The organism is Serratia quinivorans (assembly GCF_946227985.1).
In the GTDB taxonomy this organism is placed as follows: domain Bacteria; phylum Pseudomonadota; class Gammaproteobacteria; order Enterobacterales; family Enterobacteriaceae; genus Serratia; species Serratia quinivorans_A.
This window is the reverse complement of record NZ_CAMKGL010000006.1, coordinates 14,854-33,911: the sequence shown is the minus strand read 5'-3', so window position 1 is coordinate 33,911 and position 19,058 is coordinate 14,854. Positions and strand designations below refer to the sequence as shown.

At 54.7% G+C, this 19,058-nt stretch carries 19 protein-coding genes; 10 read left to right on the top strand and 9 right to left on the bottom strand.

Features of this window, described 5'->3' with window-relative positions:
• Positions 1-37 precede the first annotated feature (37 nt).
• A complete protein-coding gene (gene asd / locus OCH02_RS15950; RefSeq protein WP_261432054.1) occupies positions 38-934 on the top strand; it encodes an archaetidylserine decarboxylase in 897 nt (298 codons plus the stop codon).
• 13 nt (positions 935-947) lie between these two features.
• Positions 948-4,295: a miniconductance mechanosensitive channel MscM gene (gene mscM, locus OCH02_RS15945; protein WP_261432053.1), complete on the top strand. Its 3,348-nt coding sequence runs from the start codon at positions 948-950 to the stop codon at positions 4,293-4,295.
• A gap of 69 nt (positions 4,296-4,364) precedes the next feature.
• On the opposite strand, the gene epmA is transcribed toward mscM, so the two are convergent.
• Positions 4,365-5,342, bottom strand: coding sequence for an elongation factor P--(R)-beta-lysine ligase (gene epmA / locus OCH02_RS15940; RefSeq protein WP_012004883.1), 978 nt, complete (start codon positions 5,340-5,342; stop codon positions 4,365-4,367).
• A 386-nt stretch (positions 5,343-5,728) separates the two neighbouring features.
• Here epmA and frdA point away from each other — a divergent pair, with 386 nt between their 5' ends.
• From frdA to blc, 5 genes are all read left to right on the top strand, one after another.
• Positions 5,729-7,525, top strand: a complete 1,797-nt coding sequence (gene frdA, locus OCH02_RS15935) for a fumarate reductase (quinol) flavoprotein subunit (RefSeq protein ID WP_261432052.1) — start codon at positions 5,729-5,731, stop codon at positions 7,523-7,525.
• Complete coding sequence (locus tag OCH02_RS15930) at positions 7,518-8,252, top strand: succinate dehydrogenase/fumarate reductase iron-sulfur subunit (protein ID WP_261432051.1); 735 nt, start codon at positions 7,518-7,520, stop codon at positions 8,250-8,252. Before frdA ends, OCH02_RS15930 begins: the two co-directional genes overlap by 8 nt.
• Positions 8,253-8,266: 14 nt before the next feature.
• The gene (gene frdC, locus OCH02_RS15925) at positions 8,267-8,659 is read left to right on the top strand and encodes a fumarate reductase subunit FrdC (RefSeq protein ID WP_261432050.1); all 393 of its coding nucleotides are present in this window, start codon (positions 8,267-8,269) and stop codon (positions 8,657-8,659) included.
• Between the two features lie 12 nt (positions 8,660-8,671).
• Positions 8,672-9,031, top strand: coding sequence for a fumarate reductase subunit FrdD (gene frdD / locus OCH02_RS15920; RefSeq protein ID WP_261432049.1), 360 nt, complete (start codon positions 8,672-8,674; stop codon positions 9,029-9,031).
• A gap of 86 nt (positions 9,032-9,117) precedes the next feature.
• Positions 9,118-9,651 carry an outer membrane lipoprotein Blc gene (gene blc / locus OCH02_RS15915; RefSeq protein ID WP_261432048.1) on the top strand — a complete coding sequence of 178 codons (534 nt, stop codon included), beginning with the start codon at positions 9,118-9,120 and terminating at the stop codon, positions 9,649-9,651.
• On the opposite strand, the gene sugE is transcribed toward blc, so the two are convergent.
• From sugE to efp, 4 genes are all read right to left on the bottom strand, one after another.
• Positions 9,645-9,962: a quaternary ammonium compound efflux SMR transporter SugE gene (gene sugE / locus OCH02_RS15910; RefSeq protein WP_017891350.1), complete on the bottom strand. Its 318-nt coding sequence runs from the start codon at positions 9,960-9,962 to the stop codon at positions 9,645-9,647. The two genes, blc and sugE, sit on opposite strands and share 7 nt — an antisense overlap.
• Before the next feature lie 216 nt (positions 9,963-10,178).
• Positions 10,179-10,310 carry an entericidin A/B family lipoprotein gene (locus OCH02_RS15905; RefSeq protein ID WP_135314814.1) on the bottom strand — a complete coding sequence of 44 codons (132 nt, stop codon included), beginning with the start codon at positions 10,308-10,310 and terminating at the stop codon, positions 10,179-10,181.
• 122 nt (positions 10,311-10,432) lie between these two features.
• A complete protein-coding gene (locus tag OCH02_RS15900) occupies positions 10,433-10,561 on the bottom strand; it encodes an entericidin A/B family lipoprotein (RefSeq protein ID WP_012004876.1) in 129 nt (42 codons plus the stop codon).
• Positions 10,562-10,631: 70 nt separating this feature from the next.
• Positions 10,632-11,198, bottom strand: coding sequence for an elongation factor P (efp, locus tag OCH02_RS15895; protein WP_004952647.1), 567 nt, complete (start codon positions 11,196-11,198; stop codon positions 10,632-10,634).
• A gap of 42 nt (positions 11,199-11,240) precedes the next feature.
• Between efp and epmB the strand changes: the two genes are divergently transcribed.
• Positions 11,241-12,269 carry an EF-P beta-lysylation protein EpmB gene (gene epmB, locus OCH02_RS15890; RefSeq protein WP_261432047.1) on the top strand — a complete coding sequence of 343 codons (1,029 nt, stop codon included), beginning with the start codon at positions 11,241-11,243 and terminating at the stop codon, positions 12,267-12,269.
• 79 nt (positions 12,270-12,348) lie between these two features.
• On the opposite strand, the gene OCH02_RS15885 is transcribed toward epmB, so the two are convergent.
• The 4 genes from OCH02_RS15885 to OCH02_RS15870 all read right to left on the bottom strand — a co-directional run bounded on the left by OCH02_RS15885 (position 12,349) and on the right by OCH02_RS15870 (position 15,831).
• Positions 12,349-12,693, bottom strand: coding sequence for a DUF4156 domain-containing protein (locus OCH02_RS15885; protein WP_012004874.1), 345 nt, complete (start codon positions 12,691-12,693; stop codon positions 12,349-12,351).
• Between the two features lie 475 nt (positions 12,694-13,168).
• A complete protein-coding gene (groL, locus tag OCH02_RS15880; protein WP_012004873.1) occupies positions 13,169-14,815 on the bottom strand; it encodes a chaperonin GroEL in 1,647 nt (548 codons plus the stop codon).
• A gap of 44 nt (positions 14,816-14,859) precedes the next feature.
• The gene (locus OCH02_RS15875; protein WP_135314811.1) at positions 14,860-15,153 is read right to left on the bottom strand and encodes a co-chaperone GroES; all 294 of its coding nucleotides are present in this window, start codon (positions 15,151-15,153) and stop codon (positions 14,860-14,862) included.
• Positions 15,154-15,339: 186 nt separating this feature from the next.
• On the bottom strand, positions 15,340-15,831 hold the full coding sequence (locus OCH02_RS15870) for an FxsA family protein (RefSeq protein ID WP_261432046.1): 492 nt from the start codon (positions 15,829-15,831) through the stop codon (positions 15,340-15,342).
• 345 nt (positions 15,832-16,176) lie between these two features.
• Here OCH02_RS15870 and aspA point away from each other — a divergent pair, with 345 nt between their 5' ends.
• Together aspA and OCH02_RS15860 are read left to right on the top strand one after the other, a co-directional pair.
• The gene (aspA, locus tag OCH02_RS15865) at positions 16,177-17,613 is read left to right on the top strand and encodes an aspartate ammonia-lyase (RefSeq protein ID WP_261092176.1); all 1,437 of its coding nucleotides are present in this window, start codon (positions 16,177-16,179) and stop codon (positions 17,611-17,613) included.
• 125 nt (positions 17,614-17,738) lie between these two features.
• Entirely contained in the window at positions 17,739-19,040 is a 1,302-nt protein-coding gene (locus tag OCH02_RS15860) for an anaerobic C4-dicarboxylate transporter (RefSeq protein WP_261432045.1), read from the top strand.
• Positions 19,041-19,058 lie beyond the last annotated feature (18 nt).

The window sequence follows — 19,058 nt, the reverse complement described above, 5'->3', positions numbered from 1 at the left end:
ACAATGCGCGCCCTTTACCCCGATTCACGAGGTTAATGTGCTGGATAGCATCAAAATTAAATTGCAGTATTGGTTACCCAAGCTGGCGCTGACGCGCCTGGCCGGCTGGGGCGCAGATAAACAAGCCGGCTGGCTGACCCAGCTAGTGGTGAAGAGCTTCGCCCGCTATTACCGCGTGGATATGCAGGAAGCACAGAATCCTGACCTGACCTCTTATGCGACCTTCAACGATTTCTTTGTTCGCCCCCTGCGTGACGACGCACGTCCGATCGTCGATGGCACCAACTGGCTGGCGCTGCCTGCAGATGGCGCGATAAGCCAACTCGGCCCGATCAACGACGACCAGATTTTCCAGGCTAAAGGTCATTACTACAGCCTGGAAGCACTGCTGGCCGGCAACTACATACTGGCCGAGTCGTTCCGCAACGGCCTGTTCGCCACCACTTACCTGGCACCTCGCGACTATCACCGTGTGCATATGCCATGCGATGGCGTACTGCGCGAAATGATTTATGTTCCGGGCGACCTGTTTTCTGTCAACCCGCTGACCGCGGCCAACGTGCCAAACCTGTTTGCCCGCAATGAGCGTGTGATCTGCGTATTCGATACCGCTATTGGGCCTATGGTGCAGATCCTGGTGGGTGCCACCATCGTCGGCAGCATCGAAACCGTCTGGGCCGGTACCGTTACACCACCGCGCGAAGGCGTCATCAAGCGCTGGACCTATCCGGCAGAAGGCACTGAAGGCGCTATCGCGCTGGAGAAGGGGGCAGAAATGGGCCGCTTCAAGCTCGGCTCCACGGTCATCAACCTGTTTGCTCCAGGCAGCGTGCAGTTTGCCCCGCAGTTGAACAACGGTACCGTAACCCGTATGGGCGAAGCCTTCGCAGAAATCCCGGCTGCACCTGCCGCCGCTGAAACAACGCAGATCTAAGGGAATTGATACTGTGCGCCTGATTATCACGCTATTGCTCGGTTGTTTACTGTCTCAACCGGTGCTGGCCGCCGCGGTGCCTACCGAAACACAGCTCAAGCAAGAGCTGAAACAGGCGGAAGGCAACAAAAACGCGCCTAATCAGGCGGAAACCACTGAGGCGCTGCAAAGCGCCCTCAACTGGTTATCGGAGCGCAAAGAGTCGCTGACGCGTGTTGAACAGTATCAGCGGGTGATTGACGACTTCCCAAAGATGACGCAGGAACTGCGCCGTCAACTGGTGATTGAAGACAGTAAGATCCTGCCGAATGGCGATAACCTGCCGGCCAGCGATCTGGAGCAGCAGATCCTGCAAACCAGCAGCCTGCTGCTGGAACAGGCTCGTCTGCTGCAGCAGGAACAAGAACGCACGCGGGAAATCAGCGACTCCCTCGGCCAGTTGCCACAGCAGCAGACCGATGCTCGCCGGGCGCTGACGGAAGTACAGCGCCGTCTGCAGGCACAGCCCGCCAACCCGACTACGCCACATGCTCAGGCCGCGCTGGCGTTATTACAAACTGAGGCCGCTGCGCGCAAAGCCAAGGTCGATGAACTCGAGCTGGCGCAGCTGTCGGCCAACAATCGCCAGGAACTGGCGCGAATGCGCGCTGAGATCTACAAAAAGCGCCACGAGAAAATTGACATCCAGCTGCAGGCACTGCGCAATAACCTCAATGCCCAGCGGCAACGTGAAGCCGAACTGGCACTGGAAAAAACCGAGCAGTTGGCCGAACAGAACGGCGACCTGCCAAAAAGCATCAGCCAGCAGCTACAGATCAACCGTGAGCTTTCCGCCGCGTTGAACAATCAGGCCCAGCGCATGGATCTGATCTCATCCCAACAACGCCAGGCCGCCGCGCAAACGCTGCAGGTGCGCCAGGCATTAAGCACCATCATCGAACAGGCCCAATGGCTTGGTTCCTCGTCCGCACTGGGAGAGACCCTGCGTGCCCAGGTGGCCACACTGCCGGAAATGCCCAAGCCACAGCAGTTGGACGGCGATATGGCCAAGCTGCGCGTACAGCGGCTGCAGTTTGAAAGCCAACTGGAGAAACTCCCACAGCGGGAGTTTAAACGCGACGACGGTAGCGAACTGACCAGCGCGGAACGGCGTATCGTCGACGCCCAGTTACGTACCCAGCGCGAACTGCTCAATTCACTGCTTTCCGGCTGCGATACCCAAATTCTCGAGCTGACCAAGCTGAAAGTGGCCAACACCCAGCTGATTGAGGCCCTGAACGAAATCCGGGACGCCACCCACCGTTATCTGTTCTGGGTGCCGGACATTAATCCGATCAACCTGTCCTACCCGATTAACGTGGCGCACGACCTCACTCTGTTACTGTCACTGGATACGCTGTCGCAACTTGGCGGCGCCTTTATGATGATGGTGACCAGCAAGGAAACGCTAATCCCGATTTTCGGTGCCCTGCTGCTGGTGATTTTCAGCATCAGTTCCCGCAAGCACTACCACGCCTTCCTGACCCGGGCTAGCAGCCGGGTCGGCAAAGTTACCCAGGATGAGTTTTTCCTGACGGTACGCACCGTGTTCTGGTCGATTCTGGTGGCGCTGCCGCTGCCGGTGCTGTGGGCGGCGCTCGGTTTTGGCCTGCAAAGTGCCTGGAACTATCCGGTAGCCGAAGCCATCGGCAAGGGTGTCACCGCTACGCTGCCGATCTTGTGGGTGTGTATGATCTGCGCCGCCTTTGCCCACCCTCAGGGGCTGTTTATCGTGCACTTCCGCTGGCCGGTGAAGCAGGTTTCACGCGCCATGCGTTACTACAAGATGTCGATCTGGTTGATCGTGCCGCTGATCATGGCGCTAATTACCTTCGACAGCCTGAAAGAGCGCGAATTTGCCAACACCCTCGGCCGGCTGTGCTTTATCTTGCTGTGTCTGGCATTGGCCCTGGTGACCAACAGCCTGAAACGTGCCGGCATCCCGCTGTATCTGGACAAGAAAGGCTCTGGCGACAACATGGTCAACACCGCGCTGTGGGGGCTGCTGCTGTCGGCACCGGTGCTGGCGGCGCTGGCCTCGGCCGTGGGCTACCTGACCACTTCACAGGCGCTGCTGGCGCGTCTGGAAACCTCGGTAGCCATTTGGTTCTTCCTGCTGGTGATTTACCATATTATCCGTCGCTGGATGCTGATCCAGCGCCGCCGTATTGCCTTTGACCGTGCCAAGCAGCGCCGCGCCGATATCCTGGCCCAGCGTGCACGCGGGGAAGAAGAAAGCTCACACACGCCTAACAGCACCGAAGGCTCGACGGACCTGGATGATTCGGAAATCGATCTCGATACCATCAGTGCGCAGTCACTGCGGCTGGTACGCTCGATCCTGACCATGATCGCGCTGGTGTCGGTGATTGTGCTGTGGTCAGAGATCCATTCCGCCTTCAGCTTCCTGGAAAATATCACCCTGTGGAACGTCAGTTCGACAGTCAATGGGGTCGATACCGCCCACCCCATTACCCTAGGGGCAGTGCTAATCGCCATTCTGGTGCTGATAGTCACCATGCAGTTGGTACGTAACCTGCCGGCGCTGCTGGAACTGGCGGTACTGCAGCACCTGGATCTGACGCCAGGCACCGGCTATGCCATTACCACCATCACCAAGTATCTGCTACTGCTGTTCGGCGCCCTGCTCAGCTTCTCGTGGATTGGTATTGAATGGTCGAAACTGCAGTGGGTCGTGACCGCGCTCAGCGTGGGGTTGGGCTTTGGTATGCAGGAGATCTTCTCCAACTTTATCTCCGGTCTGATCATTTTATTCGAAAAGCCGATCCGCATTGGCGATACCGTGACGATCCGTAATCTGACCGGCAGCGTCACCAAGATCAACACCCGTGCCACCACCATTTCGGACTGGGATCGTAAAGAGATCATCGTGCCGAATAAGGCCTTTATCACCGAGCAGTTCATTAACTGGTCGCTGTCGGATAACCTGACCCGTGTGGTATTGACCGTGCCGGCACCAGCGGACGCCAACAGCGAAGAGGTGACCAAGATCCTGACCAACGCTGCCGAACGCTGTTCGTTAGTGCTCGATACCCCCGCACCGGAAGTGTATCTGGTCGATCTGCAGCAGGGCATCCAGATCTTTGAGCTGCGTATCTATGCCGCCGAGATGGGCCACCGCATGCCGCTACGCCACGAGATCCATCAGTTGATTCTGGCCGGCTACCGCGAGCACGGCATTACGTTGCCATACCCACCGTTCCAGGTGCGCAGCGAGACGCTCTCACGCTTGACCAGCAATGGCCGTACGCCGCCGTCCACTCCGCCGCCGAACACCAAACGCGAATCAGGCAGTCTGTAAGCGCAGAATGCAAAAAGGGTTCGGCCATGGCCGAACCCTTTTCTTATAGTGATAGTGCCGCGTCGAGAGTTATGCGCGATCGACCGGGAACGCCAGCACTTCACTCAGGCTCTCGGCGCCCAGCGCCAGCATCACCAAGCGGTCAACCCCCAATGCCACACCAGAGCATTCAGGCATACCGTGCTGCAAAGCGTCCAGCAGGTTGTTATCAATAGGGTGCTGTGGCAAGCCGCGTTCCGCACGCTTGCGGTTGTCCTGGGCAAAACGCTGTCCTTGTTCGCGACTGTCCGTCAGTTCACGGAAGCCATTAGCCAGTTCAATGCCTTTGAAGTAAACCTCGAAACGCTCCGCCACCCGGTGATCCTCGGTACTGATCTCCGCCAACGACGCCTGGCTGGCCGGGAAGTGATAAACGAACGCCGGTTTGTCACGGCCAATGTGCGGCTCCACGCCGACGGTGAACAGCAACTGCAACAGCGTATCGCGATCTTCTTCCGTATCGGCAATGTTGCTCAGATCAAGCTTGGCCGCCGCTTCACGCAGTTGTGCCTTCTCCGCTGACAGCGGATCGATATCCAGATGGCGCAGGAAAGCCTGCTGATAGGACAGGGTTTCCGCGCTGTCGCAATCCAGCACCTGCTGTAGCAGATCGTCCACCTCATTCATCAACCGGTACATGTCGTAGTGCGGACGGTACCACTCCAGCATGGTGAATTCCGGGTTGTGGTGACGGCCGGCTTCTTCATTACGGAAGCTGCGCCCCATCTGATAGATCGGACCGCTGCCCGCCGCCAACAACCGCTTCATGTGGTATTCCGGGCTGGTCATCATGTACAGCGTCAGGCCATCCGCCGCACCGGGCCCGACGAAACGCGTCTGGAACGGGAACAGGTGGATATCGGTGACCGTCGCCTGGCTCATGGTTGGCGTCTCAACTTCCAATACGCCACGATCGGCGAAGAAACGCCGGATCTCAGTCAGGATCGCTGCGCGCTTCAACAAATTGGCGATGGGTGCACTTGGCTGCCAGCTTGCCGTTTCGCTCATGGTAATTACTCCGAAATCAAACAGGGGATGCAGTCTACTCGTATCCCGGCATGCAAACAAATTCTTAACAGGCCCTGGACTTTTAACCGCGACATTACCTGATAAATAGTTAGTAATAAGGTTAATAAAAGGTGAATAAACGTTAAATCCTGCCTGCGATAAATTATCCTCCCGGCCTGCGGTTAAAAGGCAAAACAATCGATCACATCAAATTTCTTCTACTTAACTTTAGGTATAGTTAATTCCACATGATTGGTGGGAGATATCTACCCTTAGTATTAATGCAACGACAATAAACTCAGTTAGTTAGCACCCGAAGTTTTTTTATAAATATTAAGCATAGATATTTAATTTGCCGTTCTTAACAAGAATATTGGAGGAATGCAGTGCAAACCTTTAACGCCGATCTTGCCATTATTGGGGCCGGGGGTGCTGGTTTACGCGCAGCAATAGCCGCAGCGGAAGCCAACCCCCAACTGAAAATCGCGCTAATCTCAAAAGTCTACCCGATGCGCAGCCATACGGTAGCCGCTGAAGGAGGCTCCGCCGCCGTCACTCAGGCTCACGACAGCTTCGACTATCACTTCAACGACACCGTTGCCGGTGGCGATTGGCTGTGTGAACAGGACGTGGTCGACCATTTCGTCCACAACTGCCCGCGCGAAATGACCCAGCTTGAACAATGGGGTTGTCCATGGAGCCGTAAAGAGGACGGTTCAGTCAACGTACGTCGCTTCGGCGGCATGAAGATTGAACGCACCTGGTTCGCCGCCGACAAGACCGGCTTCCACATGCTGCACACCCTGTTCCAGACCTCACTCAAATACCCGCAAATCCAGCGTTTCGACGAGCACTTTGTGCTGGATATTCTGGTGGATGACGGCCAGGTCCGCGGCCTGGTGGCGATGAACATGATGGAAGGCACCCGCGTGCAGATCCGCGCCAATGCGGTCGTTATGGCTACCGGCGGTGCCGGGCGCGTGTACCGCTACAACACCAACGGCGGTATCGTCACCGGTGATGGCATGGGCATGGCATTCCACCATGGCATACCGCTGCGTGATATGGAATTCGTCCAATATCACCCTACCGGCCTGCCGGGCTCCGGTATCCTGATGACCGAAGGTTGCCGTGGTGAAGGCGGTATTCTGGTCAACAAAGACGGCTATCGCTACCTGCAGGACTACGGCATGGGGCCGGAAACCCCGCTGGGCGAGCCCAAGAACAAATACATGGAACTGGGCCCACGCGACAAGGTTTCGCAGGCTTTCTGGCATGAATGGCGTGCCGGCCGCACCGTGGCTACCCCGCGCGGAGACGTGGTTTATCTCGACCTGCGCCACCTGGGCGAAAAGAAACTGCTGGAACGTCTACCGTTCATCTGTGAGCTGGCCAAGGCCTACGTCGGCGTCGACCCGGTGAAAGAGCCGATCCCGGTGCGTCCGACTGCGCACTACACCATGGGCGGCATCGAAACCGATCAAAATTGCGAAACTCGTATCAAAGGGCTGTTTGCCGTCGGTGAATGTTCCTCCGTCGGCCTGCACGGTGCCAACCGTCTGGGTTCCAATTCGTTGGCGGAACTGGTGGTCTTCGGCCGGGTGGCGGGTGAGCATGCCGCTCGCCGCGCGTTGGAAACCGGCCCGGCTAACGGCAGTATTCTGGATGCACAGGGGCGCGACGTGGAAACCCGCTTGAGCAACCTGATGAAACAGGAAGGCAACGAGAACTGGGCCAAAATCCGCGACGAGATGGGCATGTCGATGGAAGAAGGCTGCGGTATTTACCGTACCCCGGAACTGATGCAGAAAACCGTCGATAAACTGGCTGAGCTGAAAGAACGCTTCAAGCGCGTCAAAATTACCGACAGCTCCAGCGTGTTCAATACCGATCTGCTGTACACCATCGAGCTGGGTTACGGGCTGGACGTGGCCGAGTGCATGGCGCACTCCGCATTAAACCGTAAAGAATCTCGCGGTGCCCACCAGCGTCTGGACGAAGGCTGCACCGAGCGTGACGACGTGAATTTCCTCAAGCATACGCTGGCGTTCCATAACCCGAACGGCGCACCACGCCTGGAATACAGCGACGTGAAGATCACCAAACTGCCACCGGCCAAACGTGTTTACGGCGCTGAAGCCGAAGCGCAGGATAAAAAGGATAAGGAGCAGGCAAATGGCTGAGATGAACACCCTGAAAATCGAGGTCATGCGCTATAACCCGGAACGCGACTCTGAGCCGCATTTCGAGACTTTCGCGGTGCCTTATGATGAGCAAACCTCGTTGCTCGACGCCCTGGGCTACATCAAGGATAACCTGGCGCCCGACCTTTCCTACCGCTGGTCATGCCGTATGGCGATCTGCGGCTCGTGCGGCATGATGGTCAACCGGGTGCCGAAGCTGGCCTGTAAAACTTTCCTGCGCGAGTACACCGACGGCATGAAGGTAGAAGCACTGGGCAATTTCCCGATTGAGCGCGATCTGGTGGTCGATATGACCCATTTTATCGAGAGTCTGGAAGCGATTAAGCCTTACATCATCGGCAATAACCGCAAGCCGGAAGATGGCCCTAACGTGCAGACTCCGGCGCAGATGGCCAAGTATCACCAGTTTTCTGGCTGCATCAACTGCGGCCTGTGTTATGCCGCTTGCCCGCAGTTCGGCCTGAACCCAGAGTTTATCGGCCCGGCGGCGATCACCCTGGCACACCGCTATAACCTGGATAACCGCGACCACGGCCAGAAACAGCGTATGGCGCAGCTCAATGGTGAAAACGGCGTCTGGAGCTGTACCTTTGTCGGCTACTGCTCTGAAGTTTGTCCGAAGCACGTCGACCCGGCCGCTGCCATCCAGCAGGGCAAGGTAGAAAGTGCCAAAGACTTCATGATCGCCATGCTGAAGCCGCAATAAGGGAGAAAACAGTAATGACAACACAACGTAAGCCCTATGTGCGCCCCATGACGCCGACCTGGTGGCAAAAACTCGGCTTCTACCGTTTCTATATGCTGCGCGAAAGCACCTCGGTGCCGGCAGTCTGGTTCAGTATCCTGCTGATCTACGGCGTCTTTTCGCTGAAAGGAGGGGTGGATAGCTGGGCGAGTTTCGTCGGTTTTCTGCAAAACCCCCTGGTGCTGCTGATTAACGTCATCGCGCTGCTGGCCGCACTGCTGCATACCAAGACCTGGTTCGATTTGGCGCCGAAAGCCGCCAATATTGTGGTCAACAGCGAGAAAATGGGTCCGGGGCCAATAGTGAAAACGCTGTGGGCGGTGACGATAGTTGCCAGCGTGGTCATTCTGGCCGTGGCCTTGATGTAATCCGGAGGAAACATGATAAATCTTGCACCTAAACGCTCAGACGAACCGGTTTTCTGGGGATTATTTGGCGCCGGCGGCATGTGGGGAGCCATTATCGCCCCCGCCATAGTGCTGCTGGTCGGCATTCTGCTGCCATTGGGGTTATTCCCAGGCGATGCACTGGGCTATGATCGCGTACTGGCCTTCTGCCAGAGCCTGATTGGCCGCCTGTTCCTGTTGCTGATGATTATCCTGCCGCTGTGGTGCGGTCTGCACCGTATCCACCATGCGATGCACGACTTGAAAATCCATGTGCCGGCTGGCAAATGGGTCTTCTACGGCCTGGCGGCGATCCTCAGCGTAGTGACAGTGATCGGCGTAGTCACCCTGTAAACCCCTTCTGGCGGCCACTTCCGTTGGTCGCCAGCTCTGCCTTTGGGCTACACTGTTTAACTCAATCAGGTAAACAGGAGTCAGCCATGCATTTCTGGTCAAAACTTTGTGTGATGCTTTCCGCCGTGCTCTCTGTCGCCTGTAGCGTTTCCCCGCCGAAGGACGTCAAAGTAGTGAGTCATTTCGACAGCCAGCGCTATCTTGGAACCTGGTACGAAATCGCTCGCCTTGACCACCGCTTTGAACGTGGTCTGGAACAGGTCACTGCCAATTACAGCCCGCGGGAAGATGGCGGTCTGAGAGTGATTAACCGTGGCTTTAATCCGCAAAAACAGCAGTGGCAGGAAAGCACCGGCAAAGCCTATTTTATCGACTCACCGCAGGTGGCCGCACTAAAAGTGTCTTTTTTTGGGCCTTTCTATGGCGGGTATAACGTGATTGAGTTGGATGCAGATTACCGCTACGCGCTGGTCTGTGGCCCGAACCGTGATTACCTGTGGATCCTGTCGCGAACGCCAGAGCTGGACGCGGCCACTCGCGACAGGTTATTACAAACCGCGAAGAACAACGGCTTTGATATCGATAAGCTGATTTGGGTAAAACAGTCGCAGAATCAGTGACTGCTGAACTTCAGCCCTAATATCCCGACCACGATCAGGCACAGGCTGAGAATGCGGGCGATATTGGTTGATTCGCCCAGTAGCACCATCCCCATAATCGCGGCACCTACCGCACCAATACCGGTCCATACCGCGTAGGCGGTGCCGGCCGGCAGCGTTTTCATGGCATGCGCCAGCAACAGCATACTGACCACCATAGCGGCAATTGTGATAAGGCTGGGGGTCAGACGGGTAAAGCCGTGGGTATATTTCAAACCGATAGCCCACACCACCTCAAGCAAACCGGCAATAAGCAGAATAATCCAAGCCATGAAACAGGCTCCATTACGTTGGGGTCGTCCCCGAGTACAGATGCGTAAACAGGTCGTCCCGTTCAGCGTTGTGATATCCCGAAGATTATACCTGCAGCCTGGGAGGATAACAGCATAAAGGTGCCTGCAGAGAAAGGCTCAGCAGAGAAAGCGGTATCCCGCGGCGATGCCCTTTTGCGGCCATTCGCAGAATACCGCAGAAATCAGCAAGATGGGTTATTGCGCGCTACGCTGAATGGCCTTACCACCAGCCTGAATATCTTCGCCCACGCCTTGAGTAGTATTGCATGCGGTCAATGAGGCCAAGAACATCAAAGAGAAAATCGCGATAATACTTTTCTTCAGCATATGAAAGCCCTTATTTGTCAGTGATGAAAAAGTACGGCTTTCTAAGCTTAGTAAATATCAGCGAGAGTTGCTGTTTAGAATGGTCTTATTTCGCACTAATACATTAGTGCATTTGATACTTATTAACTGGCCGTACGCGAGATAGCGCCGCCAAGATGCTGAACGTCTTCACCGAATCCACGGAAAGTATTACATCCGCTAAGGGACATCAGTAGCAACAGGGAGATAACGGCCAACAGAGTTTTCTTCATTATGCAGATTCTGCCAACAATTTGCGGGGATAAAACAAAGGAGCCCAACGAGGCTCCTTTGTATTGAAACTTATTTTACGCGTGATACGTATTCGCCAGAGCGGGTGTCAACACGGACAACTTCGCCAATCTGTACGAACAATGGCACTTTAACCACGGCGCCGGTGCTCAGGGTCGCAGGCTTGCCGCCAGTACCGGCAGTATCGCCTTTCAGGCCTGGATCGGTATCAGTGATTTCAGCTTCGATAAAGTTCGGTGGCTGAACAGCGATAGGACGACCGTCCCACAGGGTAACGATACATTCTGCGTTATCTTGCAGCCATTTTGCCGCGTCAGATACGGTTTTTTCTTCAACACCGTGCTGCTCGAAAGTCTCAGGGTGCATGAAGTGGTAGAACTCACCGTCGTTGTACAGGTAGTTCATGTTGGTATCTACAACGTCTGCACCTTCGCAAGAGTCTGTAGATTTAAAGGTTTTCTCTACACGGCTGCCGGTCAGCAGGCGACGCATTTTAACGCGCGCAAACGCCTGGCCCTTGCCCGGCTTAACGAACTCACTGGATTCGATAGCGTAAGGCTCGCCCTCGAACATGATTTTAAGACCCGGACGGAAATCGTTGCTAGAATAAGTCGCCATGATGGCCCTCTGAATATTTAAACTGGTAGCTTAGCCAAAAAAATGGCACACATTATAACCCAAAATACGGCATATAGAGAAGATTGGTTGCATCAACTCGCCGATGTTATTACCGATCCCGATGAATTACTGCAGCTTTTGTCACTGAATACGCATCCGGAATTGCCGCAGGGCCGTGAAGCACGCAAGTTGTTTGCGCTGCGCGTCCCCCGCTCTTTCGTAGCCCGCATGCAGCCTGGCGATGCCAATGACCCGCTGCTGCGCCAGGTACTGACTGCCAGCGAAGAATTCATCAATGCGCCTGGCTTCACCACCGATCCGCTTGATGAACAGCGCAGCGTAGTGCCGGGGCTGCTGCATAAATACCGTAATCGTGCTTTGCTGCTGGTTAAGGGCGGCTGTGCGGTCAACTGCCGCTACTGCTTCCGCCGCCATTTTCCGTATCAGGACAACCAGGGCAATAAGGCCAACTGGCGTCAGGCGCTGGATTATATCCGCCAACACCCGGAACTCGATGAGATTATTTTCTCGGGTGGCGATCCGCTGATGGCAAAAGACCATGAGCTGGACTGGCTAATCGGTGAACTGGAAGCCATTGAGCATCTAAAACGTCTGCGTATTCACACCCGCTTGCCGGTGGTTATCCCAGCGCGAATTACACCGGAGCTGTGCCAGCGGCTGTCGGCATCACGCCTGCAGGTACTGATGGTCACGCACATCAACCATGCCAATGAGATTGACCGCGAACTGCAGGCCAGCATGGCGCAACTGCGTCTGGCTGGCGTCACCTTGCTGAATCAAAGCGTGCTGTTGCGCGGTATCAATGACGATGCCGATACGCTGGCGACACTGAGCAACGCGTTATTTGACGCGGGCATTCTGCCTTATTACATCCACGTACTGGATAAAGTGCAGGGGGCTGCACACTTTATGGTCAGTGATGATGAAGCTCGCACTATCATGCAGGCGCTGCTGGGCAAGATCTCCGGCTATATGGTGCCACGTTTGACCCGAGAGGTCGGCGGTAAGCCAAGCAAAACCCCTCTCGATCTGCACCTGATGCAAGACTGATTACCGGTATATTGCAGATACAAAAAGAGGCATGCCGGGGCATGCCTCTTTTTTATGTTACGCGTTATTCATTAGGCCGTTACGGGCACTTATAAACCTGACCGGCCATTTTGCTGTCCAGCGGGGCAAAGCTTGAAAGCAGGTTCTGACTTGGACTGGTGGCACCATAAATGACATTGCCGCCCATCGCCGCTGCCTTGTTACGCAGATCGTTTGCCGCGCCGCGCATGGAGCTGCCTTCACCACCGTTACCGGACAACCAGTTGCTCTGGGTGCCAGTCACTTCACCCACCAGCTGGCATTCCGCAGCCGGTTTGGTGTCGGTAAATTTAACCTGCTGACCTGCGGCGGACAGTTCATTGGTGCTGCTGCAACCTGCCAGCAGCACGGCTGCCGAAAGACCCAGTAAGGCTTTAATCCGCATCTTGTTCCCCATATGATATTGAGAATTCCGCAAAAGCTTATCAGAAAGCGATGCCATCTCTTAAGCATCCGTTGCCACTGGTGCCTGGCCAACGTCTTGAGCGACGGCTAATGAGCGATCAGTTTACCAGCTAAATCAGTCTGGTCTGCAAAAATATCATCAAATACCGTGCCGCTAAGCACGCAAATCCCCACCGCCAGCTGTTTATCACCGTCCGGCCAAGTATAGCTTTCGTTATTAGCCTATCCCAGTAACGAAATTTTCCGGGTTAATAAAAAACGAATGCCTTAAAAAACTTATATTCATCGAATTTGATGACTGCCCCATCGCATTTTTGTGCCACCTTGACGCCAAAGATCCCTTTTCTTTTTCATTCTGTTTTATGGGCTCATTCGCAGAAGACTGAACCTGCACACCATAAAAAAACCCCGGCCGATTGGCCGGGGTTCTTGGCACACAAACGTGTGGGGGATGATTACATCATGCCGCCCATGCCGCCCATGCCACCCATGCCGCCAGCGCCGCCTAAATCAGGTGCGTCGCCTTTTGGCAGGTCGGTTACCATGCACTCGGTGGTGATCATCAGGCCAGCCACAGAAGCCGCGTACTGCAGAGCAGAACGGGTTACTTTGGTTGGATCCAGGATACCCATCGCGATCATGTCGCCGTATTCTTCAGTTGCTGCGTTGTATCCGTAGTTACCTTCGCCCGCTTTCACGGTGTTGGCAACAACAGATGGCTCTTCGCCGCAGTTCAGGACGATCTGACGCAGTGGTGATTCCATTGCGCGCAGCGCAACTTTGATACCCACGTTCTGATCTTCGTTCACGCCACGCAGTTCGCTCAGTTTGGACGCTGCACGAATCAGTGCAACACCACCACCGGCAACCACGCCTTCTTCTACTGCAGCACGGGTTGCGTGCAGAGCATCTTCAACGCGAGCTTTCTTCTCTTTCATTTCAACTTCGGTAGCAGCACCGACTTTGATTACCGCAACGCCGCCAGCCAGTTTTGCTACGCGCTCTTGCAGTTTTTCACGGTCGTAATCAGAAGTTGCTTCTTCGATCTGCTGACGGATCTGGGACACACGGCCCTGAATCGCAGGTTCTTCACCATTACCATCGATGATGATAGTGGTGTCTTTGTTGATAACGATACGTTTGGCCGTACCCAGATCTTCCAGGGTAGTTTTTTCCAGCTCCAGGCCGATCTCTTCAGAGATAACGGTACCGCCAGTCAGGGTAGCGATGTCCTGCAGCATGGCTTTACGACGGTCGCCGAAACCAGGTGCTTTAACCGCAGCCACTTTCACGATGCCGCGCATGGTGTTAACCACCAGGGTAGCCAGGGCTTCGCCTTCAACATCTTCAGCAATGATCAGCAGTGGTTTGCCGGCTTTCGCCACGGCTTCCAGTACTGGCAGCATTTCACGGATGTTGGAGATTTTTTTGTCTGCCAGCAGGATGAACGGGCTTTCCAGCTCGATAGAACCGGTTTCTGGCTTGTTGATGAAGTACGGAGACAGGTAACCGCGGTCGAACTGCATCCCTTCAACAACGTCCAGCTCGTCTTGCAGGCCGGTGCCTTCTTCAACGGTGATAACGCCTTCTTTGCCCACTTTTTCCATCGCTTCTGCAATCAGTTTACCCACGGTTTCGTCGGAGTTTGCAGAGATGGTGCCTACCTGAGCGATGGCTTTGGAGTCGGAGCAAGGTACGGACAGTTTTTTCAGTTCTTCAACAGCGGCGATAACCGCTTTGTCGATACCGCGCTTCAGATCCATCGGGTTCATGCCGGCAGCCACTGCTTTCAGGCCTTCGGTGATGATGGATTGAGCCAGTACGGTTGCAGTGGTGGTACCGTCGCCCGCAGCGTCGTTCGCTTTAGAGGCAACTTCTTTCACCATCTGCGCGCCCATGTTTTCGAACTTGTCTTCCAGTTCGATCTCACGAGCAACAGATACGCCATCTTTAGTGATGGTAGGAGCACCGAAGGATTTATCCAGCACTACGTTACGGCCTTTCGGGCCCAGGGTCACTTTTACTGCATCAGCGAGAACATTCACGCCGCGGAGCATTTTCACGCGAGCGTCATTGCCGAATTTTACGTCTTTAGCTGCCATTGGTATTTCCCTTCAACTCGTTCAGTTCAGAAGATAAAGCGTTATTACGCTTCAACAATTGCCAGAATGTCGCTTTCGGACATGATCAACACTTCTTCATTGTCGATCTTCTCTGCTTTCACGCCGTAACCGTCGTTGAAAATAACGATATCGCCAATTTTCACATCCAGTGGTTGGACGTTGCCGTTTTCCAGCACACGGCCTTTACCCACTGCCACTACTTCACCACGAGTAGATTTACCCGCTGCAGAGCCAGTCAGAACGATGCCGCCAGCAGATTTTGATTCAACTTCTTTGCGCTTGACGATAACGCGGTCATGCAATGGACGAATACTCATTGAACGCTCTCCTGTAAGAAGGTCTCTATCAGATTTAGGGTTGTCACCGGATTATGATTACCGGCCTCGTGGGATTTGAAATGGGGGCATTCCATCCCCCTTCAAGGGGGCAGCCAAAAAAAATTTTCGCTTTTGATGGCAATACTGAGCTACCGATGCAAGAAACGCGGCCTGGGCCGCGTTTCTTTATCTATCGTTAGGTTTGTCACGATCTTCAGGCTGGCTTCCCAGGGTATAACGATCGTCACTCTTACGTTGAAACTCACCGTCAAAGGTGTTGCCGCTGGCAGCATCCCCCCCCGTTCCCCAACCGCCAGGACGGTAGACGGAAAGATGCGGCATCAGCTTCAGCGTCAGCGATTTCTGTACCGGCGGCAGCAGCAACAACAGGCCAAGGAAGTCGGTAAAGAATCCCGGCACCAGCAGCAGGAAGCCCGCCAATACCAGTGAAACGCTCTTCACCATTTCCGCCGCCGGGCTTTCACCCGCGGCCAGCTTCTGTTGCATCTGCATGAAAGTTTTCATGCCCTGATTACGCACCAGCGAAATGCCGACGCAGGAGGTAAACACCACCAACAACAGGGTGATCGCCACGCCCATGACGGCGGCGACTTTGATAAATAGCGATATTTCTATGTAAGCCAATAAAAATATCAGCAGTAACGGTAACCAGCGCACCTGGTTCTCCTCTGGCAGATCTACGTTGCCGCAAGGTGGCGACAACGCGAAAAAGGGGCCGGTAAACGGCCGACCTAAATACAATGGGGTCAGCCGACGGCCATTTCAACCAAAGGCCCTTTTTTATTGCTAAAGTTAGTAAACGTGAATGAGATCACAGAACGGGAAACACGTGATTTTAGAAGGCTCATAAGGTGATCTGGATTCAGTCATTTATTACTAACCAGCATATGATCTGGGCAGCAACGGGCACGGTGGTTAATCGTTTCACGCCTGAAGCCTTCGGCAACATAATTTGGTTACCTGACAATTAATTAATTCGGCAGCAATACAAAGAAGGTTCTCATGTCAAATAACATTCGTATCGAAGAAGACCTGTTAGGAACACGTGAAGTCCCCGCAGAAGCCTATTACGGTGTTCACACTCTGCGTGCGATTGAAAACTTTTATATCAGCAACAGTAAAATCAGCGACGTGCCCGAGTTTGTCCGCGGCATGGTGATGGTAAAAAAAGCCGCTGCGCTGGCGAACAAAGAACTCAAAACCATCCCACGCAAAATTGCCGATGTCATCATCCAGGCCTGTGATGAAGTGCTGGATAAAGGCAAATGCATGGACCAGTTCCCGGTGGACGTGTTCCAGGGCGGTGCAGGCACTTCGCTGAACATGAACACCAACGAAGTGCTGGCGAATATCGGTCTGGAGCTGATGGGTCATCAGAAAGGCGAATACCAATACCTGAACCCTAACGATCACCTCAACAAATGCCAGTCCACCAACGATGCCTATCCTACCGGTTTCCGCATTGCGGTTTACGCTTCCAACCAAAAACTGATCGACGCGATTAACCAACTGCGCGAAGGCTTTGACCGCAAAGCCACAGAGTTCGAAACCATCCTGAAAATGGGTCGTACCCAATTGCAGGATGCAGTGCCTATGACTCTGGGCCAGGAATTCCATGCGTTCAGCGTGTTGCTGAAAGAAGAAACCCGTAACCTGCATCGCACCGCCGAACTGCTGCTGGAGGTGAACCTGGGCGCCACCGCTATCGGTACTGCCCTGAACACGCCGGAAGGCTACTCGCAGTTGGCGGTACAGAAACTGGCTGAAGTCAGCAACCTGCCGGTCGTGCCGGCCGAAGATTTGATCGAAGCCACTTCCGACTGCGGTGCCTACGTCATGGTGCACAGCGCACTGAAACGTTTGGCGGTCAAACTGTCCAAAATCTGTAATGACCTGCGCCTGCTGTCTTCAGGCCCACGTGCCGGTCTGAACGAAATCAACCTGCCGGAACTGCAGGCTGGCTCCTCCATCATGCCTGCCAAGGTCAACCCGGTGATCCCGGAAGTGGTCAATCAGGTGTGTTTCAAGGTGATTGGCAACGACACTTGCGTTACCATGGCGGCCGAAGCAGGCCAGCTGCAGTTGAACGTGATGGAACCGGTGATTGGCCAGGCCATGTTCGAGTCCATTCACATCCTGACCAACGCCTGCTATAACCTGCTGGAAAAATGCATTAACGGCATCACCGCGAACAAAGAAGTGTGCGAGCACTATGTGTTCAATTCCATCGGTATCGTCACCTATCTGAACCCGTTCATTGGCCACCACAATGGTGACATCGTCGGGAAGATCTGTGCTGAAACCGGCAAGAGCGTACGCGAAGTGGTGCTGGAACGCGGTCTGTTGACCGAAGCCGAGCTGGATGACATCTTCTCCGTGGAGAACCTGATGCACCCGGCCTATAAAGCCAAACGCTATACGGATGAAAATGAACAATAACAGACACACCCGGTAGCCCAAAAAGGCACGCTAAATCCCCTGGATAGCGTGCCTTTTTACTTTCCATCGCCCACAAAATTTTAACTTTTCGTTTTCAAAAAAACTTATTTTAAGGAGTAGACACTATGTTAGCCGTAGAATTGGTTATCGTTCTGCTGGCCATTTTTTTAGGGGCCAGGCTGGGCGGTATCGGAATTGGATTTGCAGGAGGGCTGGGAGTGTTGGTCCTGGCGCTGATTGGCGTGAAGCCGGGCAGCATTCCGTTCGACGTGATATCCATCATCATGGCAGTCATTGCCGCGATCTCAGCGATGCAGGTCGCCGGCGGCATGGATTATCTGGTCCAGCAAACGGAAAAACTGCTGCGCAAGAACCCTAAGCACATCACCATTCTGGCACCGATCGTCACCTATTTTCTGACCATCTTCGCCGGTACCGGCAACATTTCTCTCTCCGCACTGCCGGTGATTGCAGAAGTAGCGAAAGAACAGGGCATCAAGCCTTGCCGCCCGCTGTCTACCGCCGTGGTATCCGCCCAGATTGCCATTACCGCCTCGCCAATTTCCGCTGCGGTAGTCTACATGTCCTCAGTGATGGAAGGCCACGGTGTCAGCTACCTGCACCTGCTGATGGTGGTCATGCCTTCTACCTTCTGCGCCGTGGTATTGATGTCGCTGCTGGTAAGCTGGTTATTCGACTCCAAACTGTCTGACGATCCGGTTTACCTGAAACGCCTTGAAGAAGGCCTGGTCACCCTGCGCGGCAACAAGCTTGTGGAAATCAAACCTCGCGCCAAAGTCTCGGTACTGCTGTTCCTGCTGGGTGTGCTGTGCGTAGTGGCCTACGCCATTATCAACAGTCCGGGTCTGGGCCTGGTGGCAAAACCCTTGATGAACACCACCAACGCGATTCTGATCATCATGCTGAGCGTCGCCACCCTGACCACCTTGCTGTGCAAAGTCGATACCGATATGGTACTCAACTCCAGCACCTTTAAAGCCGGCATGAGCGCCTGTATCTGTATCTTGGGCGTGGCCTGGCTGGGTGACACCTTTGTGCAGGCCAACATCGACTGGATCAAAGATACCGCGGGTAACGTGATCCAATCACACCCGTGGTTGTTGGCGGTGATTTTCTTCTTCTGCTCGGCACTGCTGTACTCTCAGGCCGCTACCGCCAAGGCACTGATGCCAATGGCGCTGGCGCTGAACGTCTCGCCATTGACCGCCGTCGCGTCCTTTGCCGCCGTTTCCGGCCTGTTCATCCTGCCGACCTACCCTACGCTGGTCGCCGCGGTACAGATGGATGACACCGGCACCACGCGCATCGGACGTTTTGTGTTTAACCACCCGTTCTTTATTCCCGGCACCATCGGGGTGATATTGGCGGTGCTGTTCGGCTTCCTGCTGGGCAGCCTAATGCTGTAATGCTTTCACCGGGGCTGC